The sequence below is a fragment of the Shewanella litoralis genome (assembly GCF_009828585.1).
GTDB lineage: Bacteria > Pseudomonadota > Gammaproteobacteria > Enterobacterales > Shewanellaceae > Shewanella > Shewanella litoralis.
The window spans coordinates 233,039-247,159 of record NZ_WSRZ01000002.1 but is presented as its reverse complement, the minus strand read 5'-3'; the positions used below and the strand labels follow the sequence as shown (position 1 = coordinate 247,159).

Below are 14,121 nucleotides of genomic sequence, written 5' to 3'. Positions count from 1 at the left end.
TATTAATCGCAAAATAGCTTACTAAGCTTATAATTTAATTGTTAAAAACTCATGTCATTTTATCATATCACCTTTATCTTACCGGCGATTAAACTGGCAAAAAAAAACCTTGTGATACCAAGGTTTTATTTTTTCATGCTAAATGATCAATTGAGGTTATTGCGGCACGCGCACCTGACCTTCCATCAATACCCTAGCACTGCGACTCATAATGGCTTTTTTCACCTGCCATTGGCCGTCAACCAGTTGCGCTTCAGCGCCCACACGTAATGTGCCCGACGGATGGCCAAAGCGCACAGCACTGCGCTCACCACCGCCTGCAGCTAAATTTACTAAGGTACCAGGAATAGCGGCCGCGGTACCAATAGCCACGGCTGCGGTGCCCATCATCGCATGATGTAATTTGCCCATCGACAATGCACGTACCACTAAGTCGATGTCTGCTGTAGTTACTGCTTTACCACTTGATGATACATACTCAGTAGCGGGGGCGACAAAAGCCACTTTTGGCGTATGTTGACGCGCGGCGGCTTCATCAATGTGCTTAATGAGTCCCATTTTAACCGCACCATAGGCACGAATGGTTTCAAACATGGTTAACGCTTTATCATCATTATTAATGTCATCTTGCAGCTCTGTGCCAACATAATTGATGTCTGCTGCATTAATAAAAATGGTCGGAATGCCTGCATTAATCATGGTGGCGTTAAAGCTACCTACACCGGGCACCTCAAGCACATCAACCACATTCCCCGTTGGGAACATTGCGCCTTCGCCGTCTGCAGGGTCTAAAAATTCCACTTGTACTTCAGCAGCGGGAAAGGTCACGCCATCCAGTTCAAAGTCGCCGGTTTCTTGCACTTCACCGTCAGTGATCGGCACATGGGCAATAATGGTTTTTTGGATATTGGCTTGCCAAATTCGTACCACTGCGGTGCCATTGTGCGGCACACGGTTTGGGTCAATTAAGCCGTTGCTGATGGCGAACGATCCCACTGCGGCGGTTAAATTACCGCAGTTACCGCTCCAATCAACAAAGGGTTTATCAATGGCAACCTGGCCAAACAGATAATCAACATCGTGATCGGCTTGAGTGCTTTTTGATAAAATTACGGTTTTGCTGGTACTCGAGGTTGCCCCGCCCATACCATCGGTGTGCTTGGCATAAGGGTCTGGGCTACCAATCACGCGCAATAACAAGGCATCACGCTCTGGGCCAGCAACCTGAGCGGCTGGAGGTAAATCAGTTAAACTGAAAAATACCCCTTTACTGGTGCCACCGCGCATATAAGTGGCGGGTATTCTAATTTGTGGTAAATGAGCCATGACAACATCCTACAATCAAATGAGAAAATCGGCAGCCTGATCACACACTGCCGATATAACGAAATGCTACGTTAACTAGCTAGCCGTTTCGTTGGCTAAAAAGTCTTGAGCAAAGCGTTGCAGTACGCCGCCCGCCTCATAGATAGAACACTCTTCAGCGGTATCTAAACGGCACTTAACCGGAATAGTCACTTGCTCACCATCAAGACGTGTCATCACAACAGACATCATGGCACCTGGCTTGGGCGTACCAACCACATCATAGGTTTCTGTGCCGTTAATCTCATAGGTATGACGGTTTTCACCTTTGATAAATTCAAGCGGTAACACGCCCATGCCCACTAAGTTTGTGCGGTGAATACGCTCAAAGCCTTCGGCGACAATCACTTCAACACCGGCAAGGCGTACGCCTTTTGCAGCCCAGTCGCGTGATGAACCCTGGCCGTAATCAGCACCCGCAATAATAATCAGTGGCTGTTTACGCTCCATGTAGGTTTCAATGGCTTCCCACATGCGGGTAACCTGGCCTTCTGGCTCAATACGGGCTAACGAGCCCTGACGTACATTGCCATCTTCCTGCACCATTTCGTTATACAGCTTAGGGTTAGCGAATGTCGCACGCTGCGCCGTTAAGTGGTCACCGCGGTGAGTGGCATACGAGTTAAAGTCTTCTTCTGGCAAGCCCATTTTATGCAAATAGGCACCTGCGGCGCTGTCGAGCATAATCGCGTTCGATGGCGATAAATGGTCGGTGGTAATGTTGTCGCCTAATACCGCTAACGGACGCATGCCTTTCATGGTGCGCTCGCCAGCTAATGCGCCCTCCCAATAAGGTGGGCGACGAATATAAGTGCTCTGTGGACGCCAGTCGTATTGCGGATTCACGTGGCTGCCATACTCGACTTTAATGTCGAACATCGGCTCGTACACTTTGCGGAACTGCTCTGGCTTAACGCTGGTTTTAATGACGGCATCGATTTCTTCATCGGTCGGCCAAATATCTTTTAAGGTAACTGCATTGCCGTCTTTATCGATACCCAGGATATCTTTTTCAATATCAAAACGAATGGTACCGGCAATGGCATAGGCAATGACTAATGGCGGTGAAGCTAAGAATGCTTGTTTCGCATACGGATGAATACGGCCGTCAAAGTTACGGTTACCCGACAATACTGCGGTGGCATATAAATCACGGTCTATCACTTCTTGTTGAATCACAGGATCCAGCGCGCCGCTCATGCCGTTACAGGTGGTACAGGCAAAACCAACAATACCAAAACCTAAGTTTTCAAGCTCGGGTAGCAATCCTGCTTCTTCTAAATACAATTGCACTGCTTTTGAGCCAGGCGCAAGAGATGATTTAACCCAGGGCTTACGCAATAAACCGCGGGCATTGGCATTACGGGCTAACAAACCGGCGGCAATCATGTTGCGCGGGTTACTGGTGTTGGTACAACTGGTGATAGCAGCAATAATCACCGCACCGTCTGGCATTTTACCTGGCTCGTTTTCAACCACGCCACTGATACCGCGAGCAGCAAGCTCTGATGTTGGTACGCGGTTGTGCGGATTTGATGGTCCGGCAATGTTACGCCCAACGGTAGAGAGGTCGAAATGCAACACACGCTCATAGTCAACTTCCGTTAAGGTATCAGCCCATAACCCTGCTTGCTTGGCATAGGTTTCAACCAATTTAACTTGTTCGTCGTCACGACCGGTCAGCGTTAAGTAATCGATAGTTTGTTGATCGATATAAAACATCGCGGCTGTGGCGCCGTATTCTGGCGTCATGTTGGTAATGGTTGCACGATCACCCAGGGTTAAATGCGGAGTCCCCTCACCAAAAAACTCTAAATATGACGACACGACTTTTTGCGCGCGCAAGTATTCTGTTAACGCGAGTACAATGTCGGTCGCGGTAATGCCCGGTTGCGGTTTGCCGGTAATTTCAACCCCTACAATGTCTGGCAAACGCATATACGATGCGCGGCCAAGCATAACGCTTTCGGCTTCTAACCCACCGACACCAATGGCGATAACACCTAATGCATCAACATGCGGAGTGTGGCTGTCGGTGCCGACTAAAGTGTCTGGAAATGCCACACCATCAAGGGCATGAACCACTGGCGACATTTTCTCTAGGTTAATTTGATGCATAATGCCGTTACCCGGCTGGATAACATCAACATTTTTAAACGCGGTTTTAGTCCAGTTAATAAAATGGAAACGGTCATCATTACGGCGGTCTTCAATGGCGCGGTTTTTCTCAAACGCGTCTTTTTCAAAACCGGCATGCTCAACAGCCAGTGAGTGATCGACAATTAATTGCGTTGGCACAACTGGGTTCACTTTTGACGGGTCACCGCCTTTTTCAGCAATGGCATCACGTAGGCCAGCTAAGTCAACCAACGCGGTTTGACCTAAAATATCGTGACACACCACACGAGCGGGAAACCACGGAAAATCTAAATCGCGCTTGCGCTCAATTAACTGCTTTAGCGAGTCAACGAGCATATCAGGTGAACAACGACGCACTAAGTTCTCGGCAAACACACGTGAACAATAAGGCAGTTTGGCATAAGCGCCAGGCTCAATGGCGTTAACCGCTTCTTGAGTATCAAAATAATCGAGCTTGGTGCCGGGTAAAGATTTACGGTATTGAGTATTCATAACTATATCCACAGTTAATGCAAATTGGGTGATCGACTATCAAAATCGAAAAAGCCGAGCCCAGAGGCTCGGCCAGTGGATTAACGTTGGCTAATTGGCACAACTTTACGTGGCTCACTACCGACATAATCAGCACTTGGGCGGATAATGCGGTTATTTGAGCGCTGCTCCATCACATGTGCAGCCCAACCGGTTAAGCGTGAACACACAAAGATTGGGGTGAACAGTTTTGTTGGAATGCCCATAAAGTGATAAGCCGAGGCATGGAAAAAGTCCGCGTTACAAAATAGCTTTTTGGTGTCCCACATAAACTCTTCACAGGCGACAGAGATGTCATATAAAGAAGTATCGCCGTTTTCGTGAGCCAGCTTTTCAGACCAGGCTTTAATAATCACATTACGTGGATCAGACACGCTGTAAATTGCATGGCCAAAGCCCATGATTTTTTCTTTACGCTCAAGCATTAACGCCATTTGCACTTTGGCATCGGCAGGTGAGCTGAACTTTTGGATCATATCCATGGCAGCTTCGTTAGCGCCGCCATGTAATGGACCGCGTAATGAACCAATGGCGCCAGTGACACATGAATACATATCAGACAAGGTTGATGCACACACACGAGCGGTAAAGGTTGAGGCGTTAAACTCATGCTCTGCATAAAGAATTAACGACACATCCATCACCTTACGGTGTTGTGCTGACGGGGTTTCGCCGCGTAGCAGTTTAAGAAAATGTCCACCCAGAGATTCTTCATCTGTGGTGCAATCAATTTCTACACCGTCATGGCTATAGCGATACCAGTAACACATAATGGCTGGAAAGGCGGCAAGCAAACGATTGGCAGCTTTGTGTTGCTGAGTAAAATCAACTTCTGGCTCAAGGTTACCTAAAAACGAGCAACCAGTACGCATCACATCCATTGGGTGAGCGTCAGCTGGGATCAGTTTTAGTACCGCTTTTAACGCATCGGGTAAGTCGCGCTGCGCGGTAAGTTCGGCTTTATATTCGCTTAATTGTGCTTGAGTCGGTAATTCGCCATTAAATAATAAGTAGGCGACTTCTTCAAAGGTGGCATTATCGGCTAAATCTGACACATCGTAACCACAATAAGTCAGGCCAGAACCTGATTTACCTACGGTACATAATTTTGTTTCGCCAGCACTTTGACCACGTAATCCTGCACCTGATAATTTCTTGTCTACCATGATATATCTTCCTTCTTATGCTTGCTGTGTGCCCCCATCAAGGACACACATATGTAGGGTTTTGAGTCTTGTTGTTTATCTTTATTTATACGCTTATTTGTTTTTGCCTTCGGCAAATAAGCTGTCTAATTTTTGCTCATAGTCGTGGTAACCCAGGTAATCATAAAGCTCCATGCGTGTTTGCATGCTGTCGACTACTGCTTTTTGATCGCCATCGGTTAATATGGCGCTGTAGACCATTTCTGCCGCTTTGTTCATGGCTCTAAATGCGCTTAATGGGTATAACACCATTGCTGCGCCCCACTCGCCTAACTGCTGTTTATTCCATAATTCGGTTTGACCAAACTCGGTAATGTTAGCCAAAATAGGCACATCTAATGCCTCAGCAAAAGCGCGATAGTGCTCTTCTGTTTTAATGGCTTCAGCAAAAATACCGTCTGCACCGGCTGCTACATAGGCTTTAGCTCGCTCAATGGCGGCTTCTAGGCCCTCTTGAGCAAAGGCGTCGGTACGCGCCATAATGAAAAAGTCTGGGTCGGTACGCGCATCTACCGCCGCTTTAATGCGGTCGACCATTTCTTCTACTGGCACTATTTCTTTATTAGGACGGTGACCACAACGCTTTTGAGCCACTTGATCTTCCATGTGCACTGCGGCTGCACCGGCTTTTTCCATATCGCGCACGGTTTTAGCAATGTTAAACGCCCCGCCCCAACCCGTATCAATATCGACCAATAAAGGTAAGTCACAGGCAGAGGTAATACGTTGTACATCCACCAGCACATCATTAAGTGATGTCATGCCTAAATCTGGTAAACCGTAAGATGCATTGGCCACACCGCCGCCTGACAAGTAAATGGCTTGATGACCAATTTGTTTAGCCATCATTGCTGAGTAGGCATTAATGGTGCCCACAATTTGCAATGGTTTGTTATTGACTAAGGCTTGACGAAATTTTTTCCCTGCGCTCATGCTATTCCCCTTTATACAATGTCGTGAGTGACGTTTTACGCCACATGTCAGCGATTACGATAATTTATGTTCGATACTGTTTTTAGAATATAAAATGTGGCGGCGCATCAACATTTCAGCTAATTCGGCGTCACGATTTAAAATGGCCTGAACAATGTGTTTGTGTTCATCATAAGCGGTGGTCACACGCGGCCCCGCCATGCCAAGTTGTACGCGATACATGCGCACTAAATGATAAATGCCATCAAACAACATTGAAATTAGGTGCTTGTTTTTGCTGCCTAAAATAATCCGATAATGAAAGTCCACATCACCGGCTTCTTGATAATATGACTCGCCGCCTTTAACCTCATCAAAATGAGATTGTAATAACGCGCCTAAGTCAGCTATTTCTTGATCTGTCATATTGGTTGCTGCTAACCGCGCGGCCATGCCTTCTAGCGATTCGCGCACTTGATACAGTTCAATTAACCCTTGCGGCGACAACGCCACCACCCGAGCGCCTACATTGGCTTTACGCTCAACAATGTGGCACGACTCTAAGCGATTAATGGCCTCACGGATCACCGCACGACTGACGGCAAACTTTGTCGACAATTCAGTCTCGCTTAACTTTGAACCGGCTTCAATACGACCTTCGACGATGTCGTCACGTAGTGCTATAAAGGTCTTATCTGCAGCGGTTATCGGTTGGTTCATAGTGATACCTTGAACATATAAATAGAATAATTAACACTAAGTTGTCGACAATATAGCAAGTTTAGAACATAAAACAACCATAAAAGCCTACTTATTGTCGACAAAGTGCATTTAATGATGAGATTGACGCTTAATAGGCGTTTAGCTCGCATCTCAGATTAACAATGCATGCTAAGATGACCGCCAATATCGTGCCGAACAAGATCAACCTAGCTAACGACAAGGAATGCGCATGACCCAGCCATCAGGCCCACAATTAGAGCTGATTCATTTATTCATTCATGTGGTTAATGCCGGTGGGTTTTCGCCTGCCGCAACAGCATTGCAATTACCTGTCGCAACGGTGAGTCGAAAAATCAGCAAATTAGAACGTAATCTGAATACTCAGCTGATCATGCGCAGCACACGCAAATTACGCTTAACAGAAGAAGGCGGCGCGCTGTTTGACCGTTACCATCAACTCGTTGCGCAATTTGACCAGTTATCTGCAACCCATATTAATGAGCAACAGTCGACTTTAAGGATCTGTACGCCAATCTCAATTACGTCGATGATTTTGATTGATGCGATAAATGATTTTTCTAAGTTACATCCACATATACAGCTGCATGTGACGCAAAATAACAGCACTATTGATTTGATTGATGAAGGTGTTGATGTTGCCATTGTCGGTGGTGCTCAACCCGACTCCTCCTGGGTGTCTACATCGCTAGGTGTGCTGGATTATGGCTTATACGCCTCTGCCAACTTTGCCGAACAGTTGACCGAGTTACGTCATCCACAGCAATTAATTCAGTTCCCTTTGATTAAAGTATGGCCACTGTTTAATTGGAGCCTTACACATAAAAATGGTCAAGAATTTTACTATGACGGCCCAGCGAAGCTGACCTTAGGCGATATCCATGCCGCGGTTAAAGCCACGGTTGCAGATGGTGGGATTTTGTATGGGCCCGCGTTGTTTGTTAAGCCGCAGCTTGAGCAAGGCGAACTGGTTAGAGTATTACCAGACTGGGCTGGAGAGCATCGCAGGATCAGTATTTTATATCATCAACGCCGCCAACAACCGTTAAAAGTAAAACTGTTTATTGAGTTTATTCAGCAGCGATGTGTCAGTATTTTTGATCTATTTTAACGCCCTGGCACAAACAGACATATGAGTGCAAAAGTGGTGCAAAGCACTTATCGTGAGTGGCTGATGTTAGTCACCCAACATCAGTCTGCCTTGCACCGATTTATTGACTCGGATAACACTAATACAAATACACCTGCAGGCTGCATGCGCCATGTGCGCCCACGACCAGTGCTTGTTCAATATCAGCCGTTTTAGATGGGCCAGCCACAAACACGCCGAGCGCCCCTTGCGCCAAAGACACCTGGTTAACCGCTTGATGCATATTGGCCACCAGAGCCTTTTCAGGCAGGGCTAAAATCAAATTCTCGCAAATAAAAGGGGTCACCCGGTGCTGCGTTTGGCTCACCCAAATTGCGCCGTTTTCAGCAACACCTAACTCCCCCGCTAAAATGGCATAATCAATATCAGCCAGTTCATGAGCAGTATTTGGCACTTGTCGATTACCGTTAACCCCCTCAACTAACGACAACACTTGTAATTTTTGTGCGATTAACTCGTCTACTTTGGCTTGTAATGCCGCCAAACCACCGTGTTGGTGTAACTCACCTGCTACCGTAGCCAGGCTTGCTGCAAAGGTTTCAACTAATGGCTGAGGTGTCACTTCCACCTCAATGTTGGGCATTGGATGAGCGGTTAATGCTGATTGTGATAACGCTGATAAAATACTGTTTTTACTCGACATATTAACGGCTCCGATTTTTAGCATACCAAGTGGCAAAGCTTGACTCTGGTGCAACAGGCAATTCACGATATTTACCCCAGGCACCACTGAATGGTTTAAGCAAGCTACCGGGTAACACACGCAAAGCCAGTCTTGCCGCAGACATTGATGTATTCATCATGGTGTCACTGGCCATAAAACGGCCCACCAAAGGCATGTAGCCACTTTTGCCATACGGTAAGGTTTTACTTTCGGCTTTAAGACGACGGTGATGGGCAATAATCTTATCTAACGGCACTTTGGTTGGGCACACATAAGTGCAACTGCCACATAAGGTGCAAGCCCACGGGATTGAATGGGTTGAATCCTCTTTTGCCCCCACCGCAATACCAATAGGCCCTGGGATGGTGTAGTTATAACTGTAACCACCAGAGCGGCGATAAACCGGACATGTATTTAAACAACCACCGCAGCGAATACATTTTAATGATTCGGCTAATATCTTATCCTTCATCATTTCTGTGCGACCATTATCAACAATAATCACGTGCATCTCGCCGTCTTGTTGCGGGCCACGGTAAAATGATGAATAGGTGGTAATCGGTTGCCCTGTCGCATTACGCGCTAAGGTACGCAACAATACTCCTGCGGCATCCATATTCGGCACCACTTTGTCGATACCCATTGAATGCAGTTGCAATTTAGGCAAGTTGGCACCCATATCGGCATTACCTTCGTTAGTGCACACCACAACCGCGCCTTGGTCTGCAATGGCCATATTCACGCCTGTCATCGCCGCATCGGCCGTTAAAAACTTCTCTCTTAAATGGGCTCGTGCAGCCCGGGTTAAATACAATGGGTCTGACTCACCCTTTTTAGTGCCCAATTGTTGATGAAACAACTCGCCCACTTCTTGTTTCTTCATGTGAATGGCAGGCACCACAATGTGCGATGGCGGCATCTTAGCTAACTGGATAATCCGTTCACCCAAATCGGTATCCACCACTTCAATACCGTGTTGTTCTAAAAACGGGTTCATGTGGCATTCTTCGGTGAGCATCGACTTGGATTTAACTAAACGCTTAACCTTATGTGTTGCTAAAATATCCAATACAATTTGGTTATGCTCTTGGCCATCTTTGGCCCAATGCACCACAATGCCATTGGCTTGGCATTGTTGTTCAAACTGCTGCAGGTAATCACTAAGGTGAGTTAAGGTATGCAGCTTAAGTTCTGAGCCGAGTTGTCTTAATTGCTCCCATTCAGGAATACTCGCCGCTGCACGGTCACGCTTTTCACGCAATAGCCATAAGGCTTTTGAGTGCCAATCGACGCGGGTTTCATCACGGCAAAATATATCCGCTTTATGTGCATGCACCTTTGAGCCAGATGCAGAATATAATTCAGTCATAGTGTCTCCTACAGGGCATCGTTAATGATTTGAGCAATATGGCGGGTTTCAATAGGCAGTAATTGGCGGCGGATCATGCCGTCTAAATGCAGTAAACATGAGGGATCAAAACCCACCGCATATTGGGCCCCGGTTGCGGCGTGAGCCTGAGCTTTATCTTTACCCATTTTGGCCGACACGGCGCCCTCATCAACTGCAAATGTTCCGCCAAAGCCGCAACATTCATCAATACGTGCCGGATAAACAATCTCGAGCCCTGCAATCTTGCCTAATACAGCCTCGACTTTATTAAATCGTTGTTTACCCATTTCTTCTGTTGGCGTGGCTAAGTTGAGCATACGGATGCCGTGACAGCTCATTTGCAGACTGATTTTTTTGGTTATTGGTCGTGCAAAATGGTCAATTGGCGCAACATCATGTAAAAACTCGGTTAACTCATAGAGTTTATTAATCACCTCTTGAGCCTCTTTACTGCTGTCAAACTCATGAAAGTTTTCTTTGGCTGCCACAAGGCAACTCGCAGCAGGACACACAATGGCGTCACACTCGACACCTTTAAAGGCATTAAGCAATTTAAGCGTGGTTTTTTTGGCTTCATCAAAACAACCTGAATTGGTCATTGGCTGGCCACAACAGGTTTGCCCTTGCGGAAAAATGACCTGGTGCCCCAGTTTTTCTAACAAGTTCAAAGTGGCTATCGCAACATCAGGCATCATCTGATTGACTAAGCACGGAATAAATAGAGCTATTTTCATAAGGTAGTATGTTCCCCAAACGCGTTATTACTCATTAACGAGGCAAATAGTTTTCACTCAAGTTAATGGCTAACGACTTATCATCGAGCCAACAATGTATGCTTATACCCTTATAAAATGTAGTGCTTATTTAGCAAATATCGCGACAGACTTTTTCATTTTTATGGTGAATAGATCGACAACAATGACATTTTTGGTACAATTTTCGACCTTTTTTAGACGACACCTGCGACACAATGTCGCAGATAGTGCTTTTATGATTGTGACTTTCTCATCGTTTTTGCAAAATCAACTTAAGGGTAACGTCAGTGACTTCCCCCCTTTTAACAATGTTGCTAAATGGACTTATTCACACTGATGTTGATCTTGTTTGGTACAACGCTTAGCTATTGTTTGCTTGTATTTATGGCTGAATTTAATCTTGATTAAAAATGACTTGATTGAAATTACATTAAGCTTAATTAAATATAATCAACTGTCTACACAATGCTTGGTGACTATACTCAGCGTCTATCTGTTATGGGAATGGGGATAAACGCTGATTATAGGTATCGCTTTTAATCTGCATAAGATTATCGGGCCTCTATAGATTTAGAGGCTTTTTTTTAGCTCTTTATTACTTAAGCTTAATTCCTAAGCCTAATGAAACTACTGCCCCGATAAGAGTGGTGATCACCACCGACAATAACGAACCAATCAATACATACTCTGTCATGCTGCGGTTGGCAGATTGATTTAACTCACCAAATCTGAATATCGACTTAGCGGCTAACACAAAACCCACTGCGGCATAACTGCCCACCAGCGTAAACGTCAGTATTAATAATCGTTCCAGGTAACCAATCAACTCGCCACCCGCAACCAAACCGCTGACATTTGTCGCCCCAGCGTTAACAGGGCTAGCTGTTGTTACTTTAGCAACCGCTGTAACCGGATCAACTGCAGCATCGTTAGCTTCCATGGTGTCGACATTTACTGAAGTATTTGCATTTACACCAGTATCTTCCGCTGAGTTAACGATGGGATATTTGCTCAATACAGCACCTATCACAATTGAGGTTGGCTTAAGGATAAGCAAGTAAGCAAACATCACTAACACCCCATCTGAAAAATGTTCATGCGTTAACACAGCCTCAATCGATGCACCATTTGCCACATGAAACGCAATCGCTACCAGTACCAACACATGCAAAGCCTGATCAATCACAAAGTAAGCTAATTTATCGCCTTTTGGGGTTATTACCTTCCATAAATCGATAACAAAATGCGTCACGGCAACAATCACAACTAAGCAAACCGTTGAACGCCAATCTATGCCCAGGGCTAATGCAGGCAGTATTAAGCCAATGCCATGTAAAAGTGAGTGATAGTAAAGCTCAGGTGAACGGTAAGTGTGTGCTTTTTTAGCCTCAACCCAGCGGTCGGGTTGAAGATAAAAGTCACAAATGATGTGAATAAATAAAAATGAAATGAGCACGCCGAAAAAATCAAACATACTTGAGCCCCGCAACTTTCTCCATAAACCGATGGTTTAGCTCGTAAATCAATGGCCAACCTGACGCTTTAAGTGACTTACTGGCAGTGGCCGTCGCCACATCAAGCTGTTCTGCTAATTCACTAATCGATAATCCTTGATTGGTGCGAAGCATGGGTAACATGACTTCGCATTGGCGCGCGGTTAACTCGCTCAGTTGTTTATCAAGGTATTTAAACAGTAAATCAAAGTACTCAGTGAGCGTGATCCTATCGGAGCTAAACAATAACTGGTCATTTTTAAGGCTACTGAGCCCTCGGCCAGAAAGCACAAATGCAGGCCCCATCGACTCAGACACCGACTCACGTAAATCGGCATTGGCGGCAATGGCAAAACTAATCCGGCTATCAAAGGCTTTACCCAGCGCTTTAATGCCAATGCGGTAGATAATGGTGTATCGCAAGGCATTTTCAATATCATGCACCACAGACTGAAACTCATCTCCGCGCTCAATACTGTGCGCATTGGCGCTATGCCCTTCGCTGATCCATGTCTGTATTATTTTAATGCGTTCAAGTAGTTGCTCAAATTGGGCTGATGTAAGCTTGGTTGAGTCAACAACATCGCCAACAATCACCGCTATCGGTTTATAAGTAGACTCCACACAAGGCTCCTTTGTTTGCAGACTGATACCAATTTAGCCACTTTCGGCTAATAATGCAAATTTAGCCAATTTTGGCTAATAGCGATTAAGTGCACAAGCCTTACCGATAGATTTAGCCGTTAATGGCTAAATATTAATATTTAGCCATTTTAAGCTAATAATTGTCAATTGTAGTTTTATTATGCTCAGAGCATTAGGTTTTAAGATTTGGGTCTTAGGTTATTTACATTGCCCACGAATCAATATAATACTGCTACATTCTTCGATAGTGAGAAAACTCGATGCTACGAATTGTAATGATTATCACGGTATTACTCACTGGTTGTAGTGCCCAACAGTCAATAGAACACATACCGGCTGAACAGTTCGTTTCAGCGCAAGAGCGTATTCTTAAGCAACTTTATTTGGGTAAATCGAAGCAAGATGTACTGAAACTGATAACTTACCCACGCATTCATACATTCGATGTTATAGAAGGTGCGAGTATTTACTCTTATATTGAAGCAATAAATGTCGACACCAACGTCAACATCGGCCTTTACTTTAAAGACGATACATTACAATCAGTCATGTTAGATGACGATGTTAGTGACTTATTATCCTGCCGAACACTGTTTAAAACCAATGGAAAACACTGGCTAAGTGCGGGGATAACGCCCTACCATGATTGGATAAAATCAAAAGACCAATTAATTACGGGGCTTAATTTTCGCATTAATCATCCAAAAAAAACCACAGAAAAAACGCCTGCACATACAGCGATAGCCAATACCTTAACGCTCATTATGTATTCACCAGCACTGCTCGTCGCTGCACCTTTCATGATCCATGATGAAGTGACAGGAAAGACTGAAGATGAACAGAAAACCATTACGACTCGCTACGAGCTAGCAAGCACCATTCAACTCGGCGAAACAGAAGAACATATACTCGGTCAGTTAGGTCAGCCAGAGCAAACTCATTATGTAATAGATGCCAACGTATTAACCTACAACGGCCCGTCTTATTCTTATGGCATTAAAGATGGAATCGTTGTTTGGATAGAACATTTTTCAATGTTTGAACTCTATACTAGGCAGTTTGACTATGGTGATGTCCTTTATGGAAAAACAGATTGTGGCAGTTTAGATGCATTTTAGAAGGCAACGCATT

12 protein-coding genes are annotated in these 14,121 nt (G+C 45.2%); 2 read left to right on the top strand and 10 right to left on the bottom strand.

Translation table 11 applies throughout. The annotated features are described in order from the left end of the window. Positions 1–156: 156 nt before the first annotated feature. From prpF to GQA99_RS03095, 5 genes are all read right to left on the bottom strand, one after another. Positions 157–1,326, bottom strand: a complete 1,170-nt coding sequence (gene prpF, locus GQA99_RS03115) for a 2-methylaconitate cis-trans isomerase PrpF (protein WP_160052401.1) — start codon at positions 1,324–1,326, stop codon at positions 157–159. 75 nt (positions 1,327–1,401) lie between these two features. Next, complete coding sequence (gene acnD / locus GQA99_RS03110; protein WP_160052400.1) at positions 1,402–3,996, bottom strand: Fe/S-dependent 2-methylisocitrate dehydratase AcnD; 2,595 nt, start codon at positions 3,994–3,996, stop codon at positions 1,402–1,404. 80 nt (positions 3,997–4,076) lie between these two features. Beyond that, positions 4,077–5,201: a bifunctional 2-methylcitrate synthase/citrate synthase gene (gene prpC / locus GQA99_RS03105; RefSeq protein ID WP_160052399.1), complete on the bottom strand. Its 1,125-nt coding sequence runs from the start codon at positions 5,199–5,201 to the stop codon at positions 4,077–4,079. A gap of 93 nt (positions 5,202–5,294) precedes the next feature. Further along, complete coding sequence (prpB, locus tag GQA99_RS03100) at positions 5,295–6,173, bottom strand: methylisocitrate lyase (protein ID WP_160052398.1); 879 nt, start codon at positions 6,171–6,173, stop codon at positions 5,295–5,297. A 54-nt stretch (positions 6,174–6,227) separates the two neighbouring features. Continuing rightward, entirely contained in the window at positions 6,228–6,872 is a 645-nt protein-coding gene (locus tag GQA99_RS03095; RefSeq protein WP_160052397.1) for a GntR family transcriptional regulator, read from the bottom strand. 232 nt (positions 6,873–7,104) lie between these two features. Here GQA99_RS03095 and GQA99_RS03090 point away from each other — a divergent pair, with 232 nt between their 5' ends. After that, entirely contained in the window at positions 7,105–8,004 is a 900-nt protein-coding gene (locus tag GQA99_RS03090; protein WP_160052396.1) for a LysR family transcriptional regulator, read from the top strand. 118 nt (positions 8,005–8,122) lie between these two features. Here GQA99_RS03090 and GQA99_RS03085 read toward each other — a convergent pair whose 3' ends face one another. The 5 genes from GQA99_RS03085 to GQA99_RS03065 form a co-directional block, all read right to left on the bottom strand. Then, positions 8,123–8,686 carry a LutC/YkgG family protein gene (locus tag GQA99_RS03085; RefSeq protein WP_160052395.1) on the bottom strand — a complete coding sequence of 188 codons (564 nt, stop codon included), beginning with the start codon at positions 8,684–8,686 and terminating at the stop codon, positions 8,123–8,125. A gap of 1 nt (position 8,687) precedes the next feature. Continuing rightward, positions 8,688–10,076 (bottom strand): lactate utilization protein B, encoded by a 1,389-nt coding sequence (locus tag GQA99_RS03080; RefSeq protein ID WP_160052394.1) that lies wholly within the window; start codon positions 10,074–10,076, stop codon positions 8,688–8,690. 8 nt (positions 10,077–10,084) lie between these two features. Then, on the bottom strand, positions 10,085–10,831 hold the full coding sequence (locus GQA99_RS03075) for a (Fe-S)-binding protein (RefSeq protein WP_160052393.1): 747 nt from the start codon (positions 10,829–10,831) through the stop codon (positions 10,085–10,087). Positions 10,832–11,447: 616 nt separating this feature from the next. Further along, positions 11,448–12,326: a DUF3307 domain-containing protein gene (locus GQA99_RS03070; RefSeq protein ID WP_160052392.1), complete on the bottom strand. Its 879-nt coding sequence runs from the start codon at positions 12,324–12,326 to the stop codon at positions 11,448–11,450. Next, on the bottom strand, positions 12,319–12,969 hold the full coding sequence (locus tag GQA99_RS03065; protein WP_160052391.1) for a hypothetical protein: 651 nt from the start codon (positions 12,967–12,969) through the stop codon (positions 12,319–12,321). The genes GQA99_RS03070 and GQA99_RS03065 overlap by 8 nt, the downstream gene beginning before the upstream one ends. A 281-nt stretch (positions 12,970–13,250) precedes the next feature. Between GQA99_RS03065 and GQA99_RS03060 the strand changes: the two genes are divergently transcribed. Next, positions 13,251–14,108, top strand: a complete 858-nt coding sequence (locus tag GQA99_RS03060) for a hypothetical protein (protein WP_160052390.1) — start codon at positions 13,251–13,253, stop codon at positions 14,106–14,108. The last annotated feature ends 13 nt before the right edge of the window (positions 14,109–14,121 follow it).

Coding starts and splice junctions, on each gene's coding strand:
- prpB (WP_160052398.1), bottom strand. CDS start 6,173: ATGAGCGCAGGGAAAAAATTTCGTCAAGCCTTAGTCAATAACAAACCA.
- GQA99_RS03075 (WP_160052393.1), bottom strand. CDS start 10,831: ATGAAAATAGCTCTATTTATTCCGTGCTTAGTCAATCAGATGATGCCT.
- GQA99_RS03085 (WP_160052395.1), bottom strand. CDS start 8,686: ATGTCGAGTAAAAACAGTATTTTATCAGCGTTATCACAATCAGCATTA.
- GQA99_RS03060 (WP_160052390.1), top strand. CDS start 13,251: ATGCTACGAATTGTAATGATTATCACGGTATTACTCACTGGTTGTAGT.
- GQA99_RS03070 (WP_160052392.1), bottom strand. CDS start 12,326: ATGTTTGATTTTTTCGGCGTGCTCATTTCATTTTTATTTATTCACATC.
- GQA99_RS03080 (WP_160052394.1), bottom strand. CDS start 10,076: ATGACTGAATTATATTCTGCATCTGGCTCAAAGGTGCATGCACATAAA.
- GQA99_RS03095 (WP_160052397.1), bottom strand. CDS start 6,872: ATGAACCAACCGATAACCGCTGCAGATAAGACCTTTATAGCACTACGT.
- prpC (WP_160052399.1), bottom strand. CDS start 5,201: ATGGTAGACAAGAAATTATCAGGTGCAGGATTACGTGGTCAAAGTGCT.
- prpF (WP_160052401.1), bottom strand. CDS start 1,326: ATGGCTCATTTACCACAAATTAGAATACCCGCCACTTATATGCGCGGT.
- acnD (WP_160052400.1), bottom strand. CDS start 3,996: ATGAATACTCAATACCGTAAATCTTTACCCGGCACCAAGCTCGATTAT.
- GQA99_RS03090 (WP_160052396.1), top strand. CDS start 7,105: ATGACCCAGCCATCAGGCCCACAATTAGAGCTGATTCATTTATTCATT.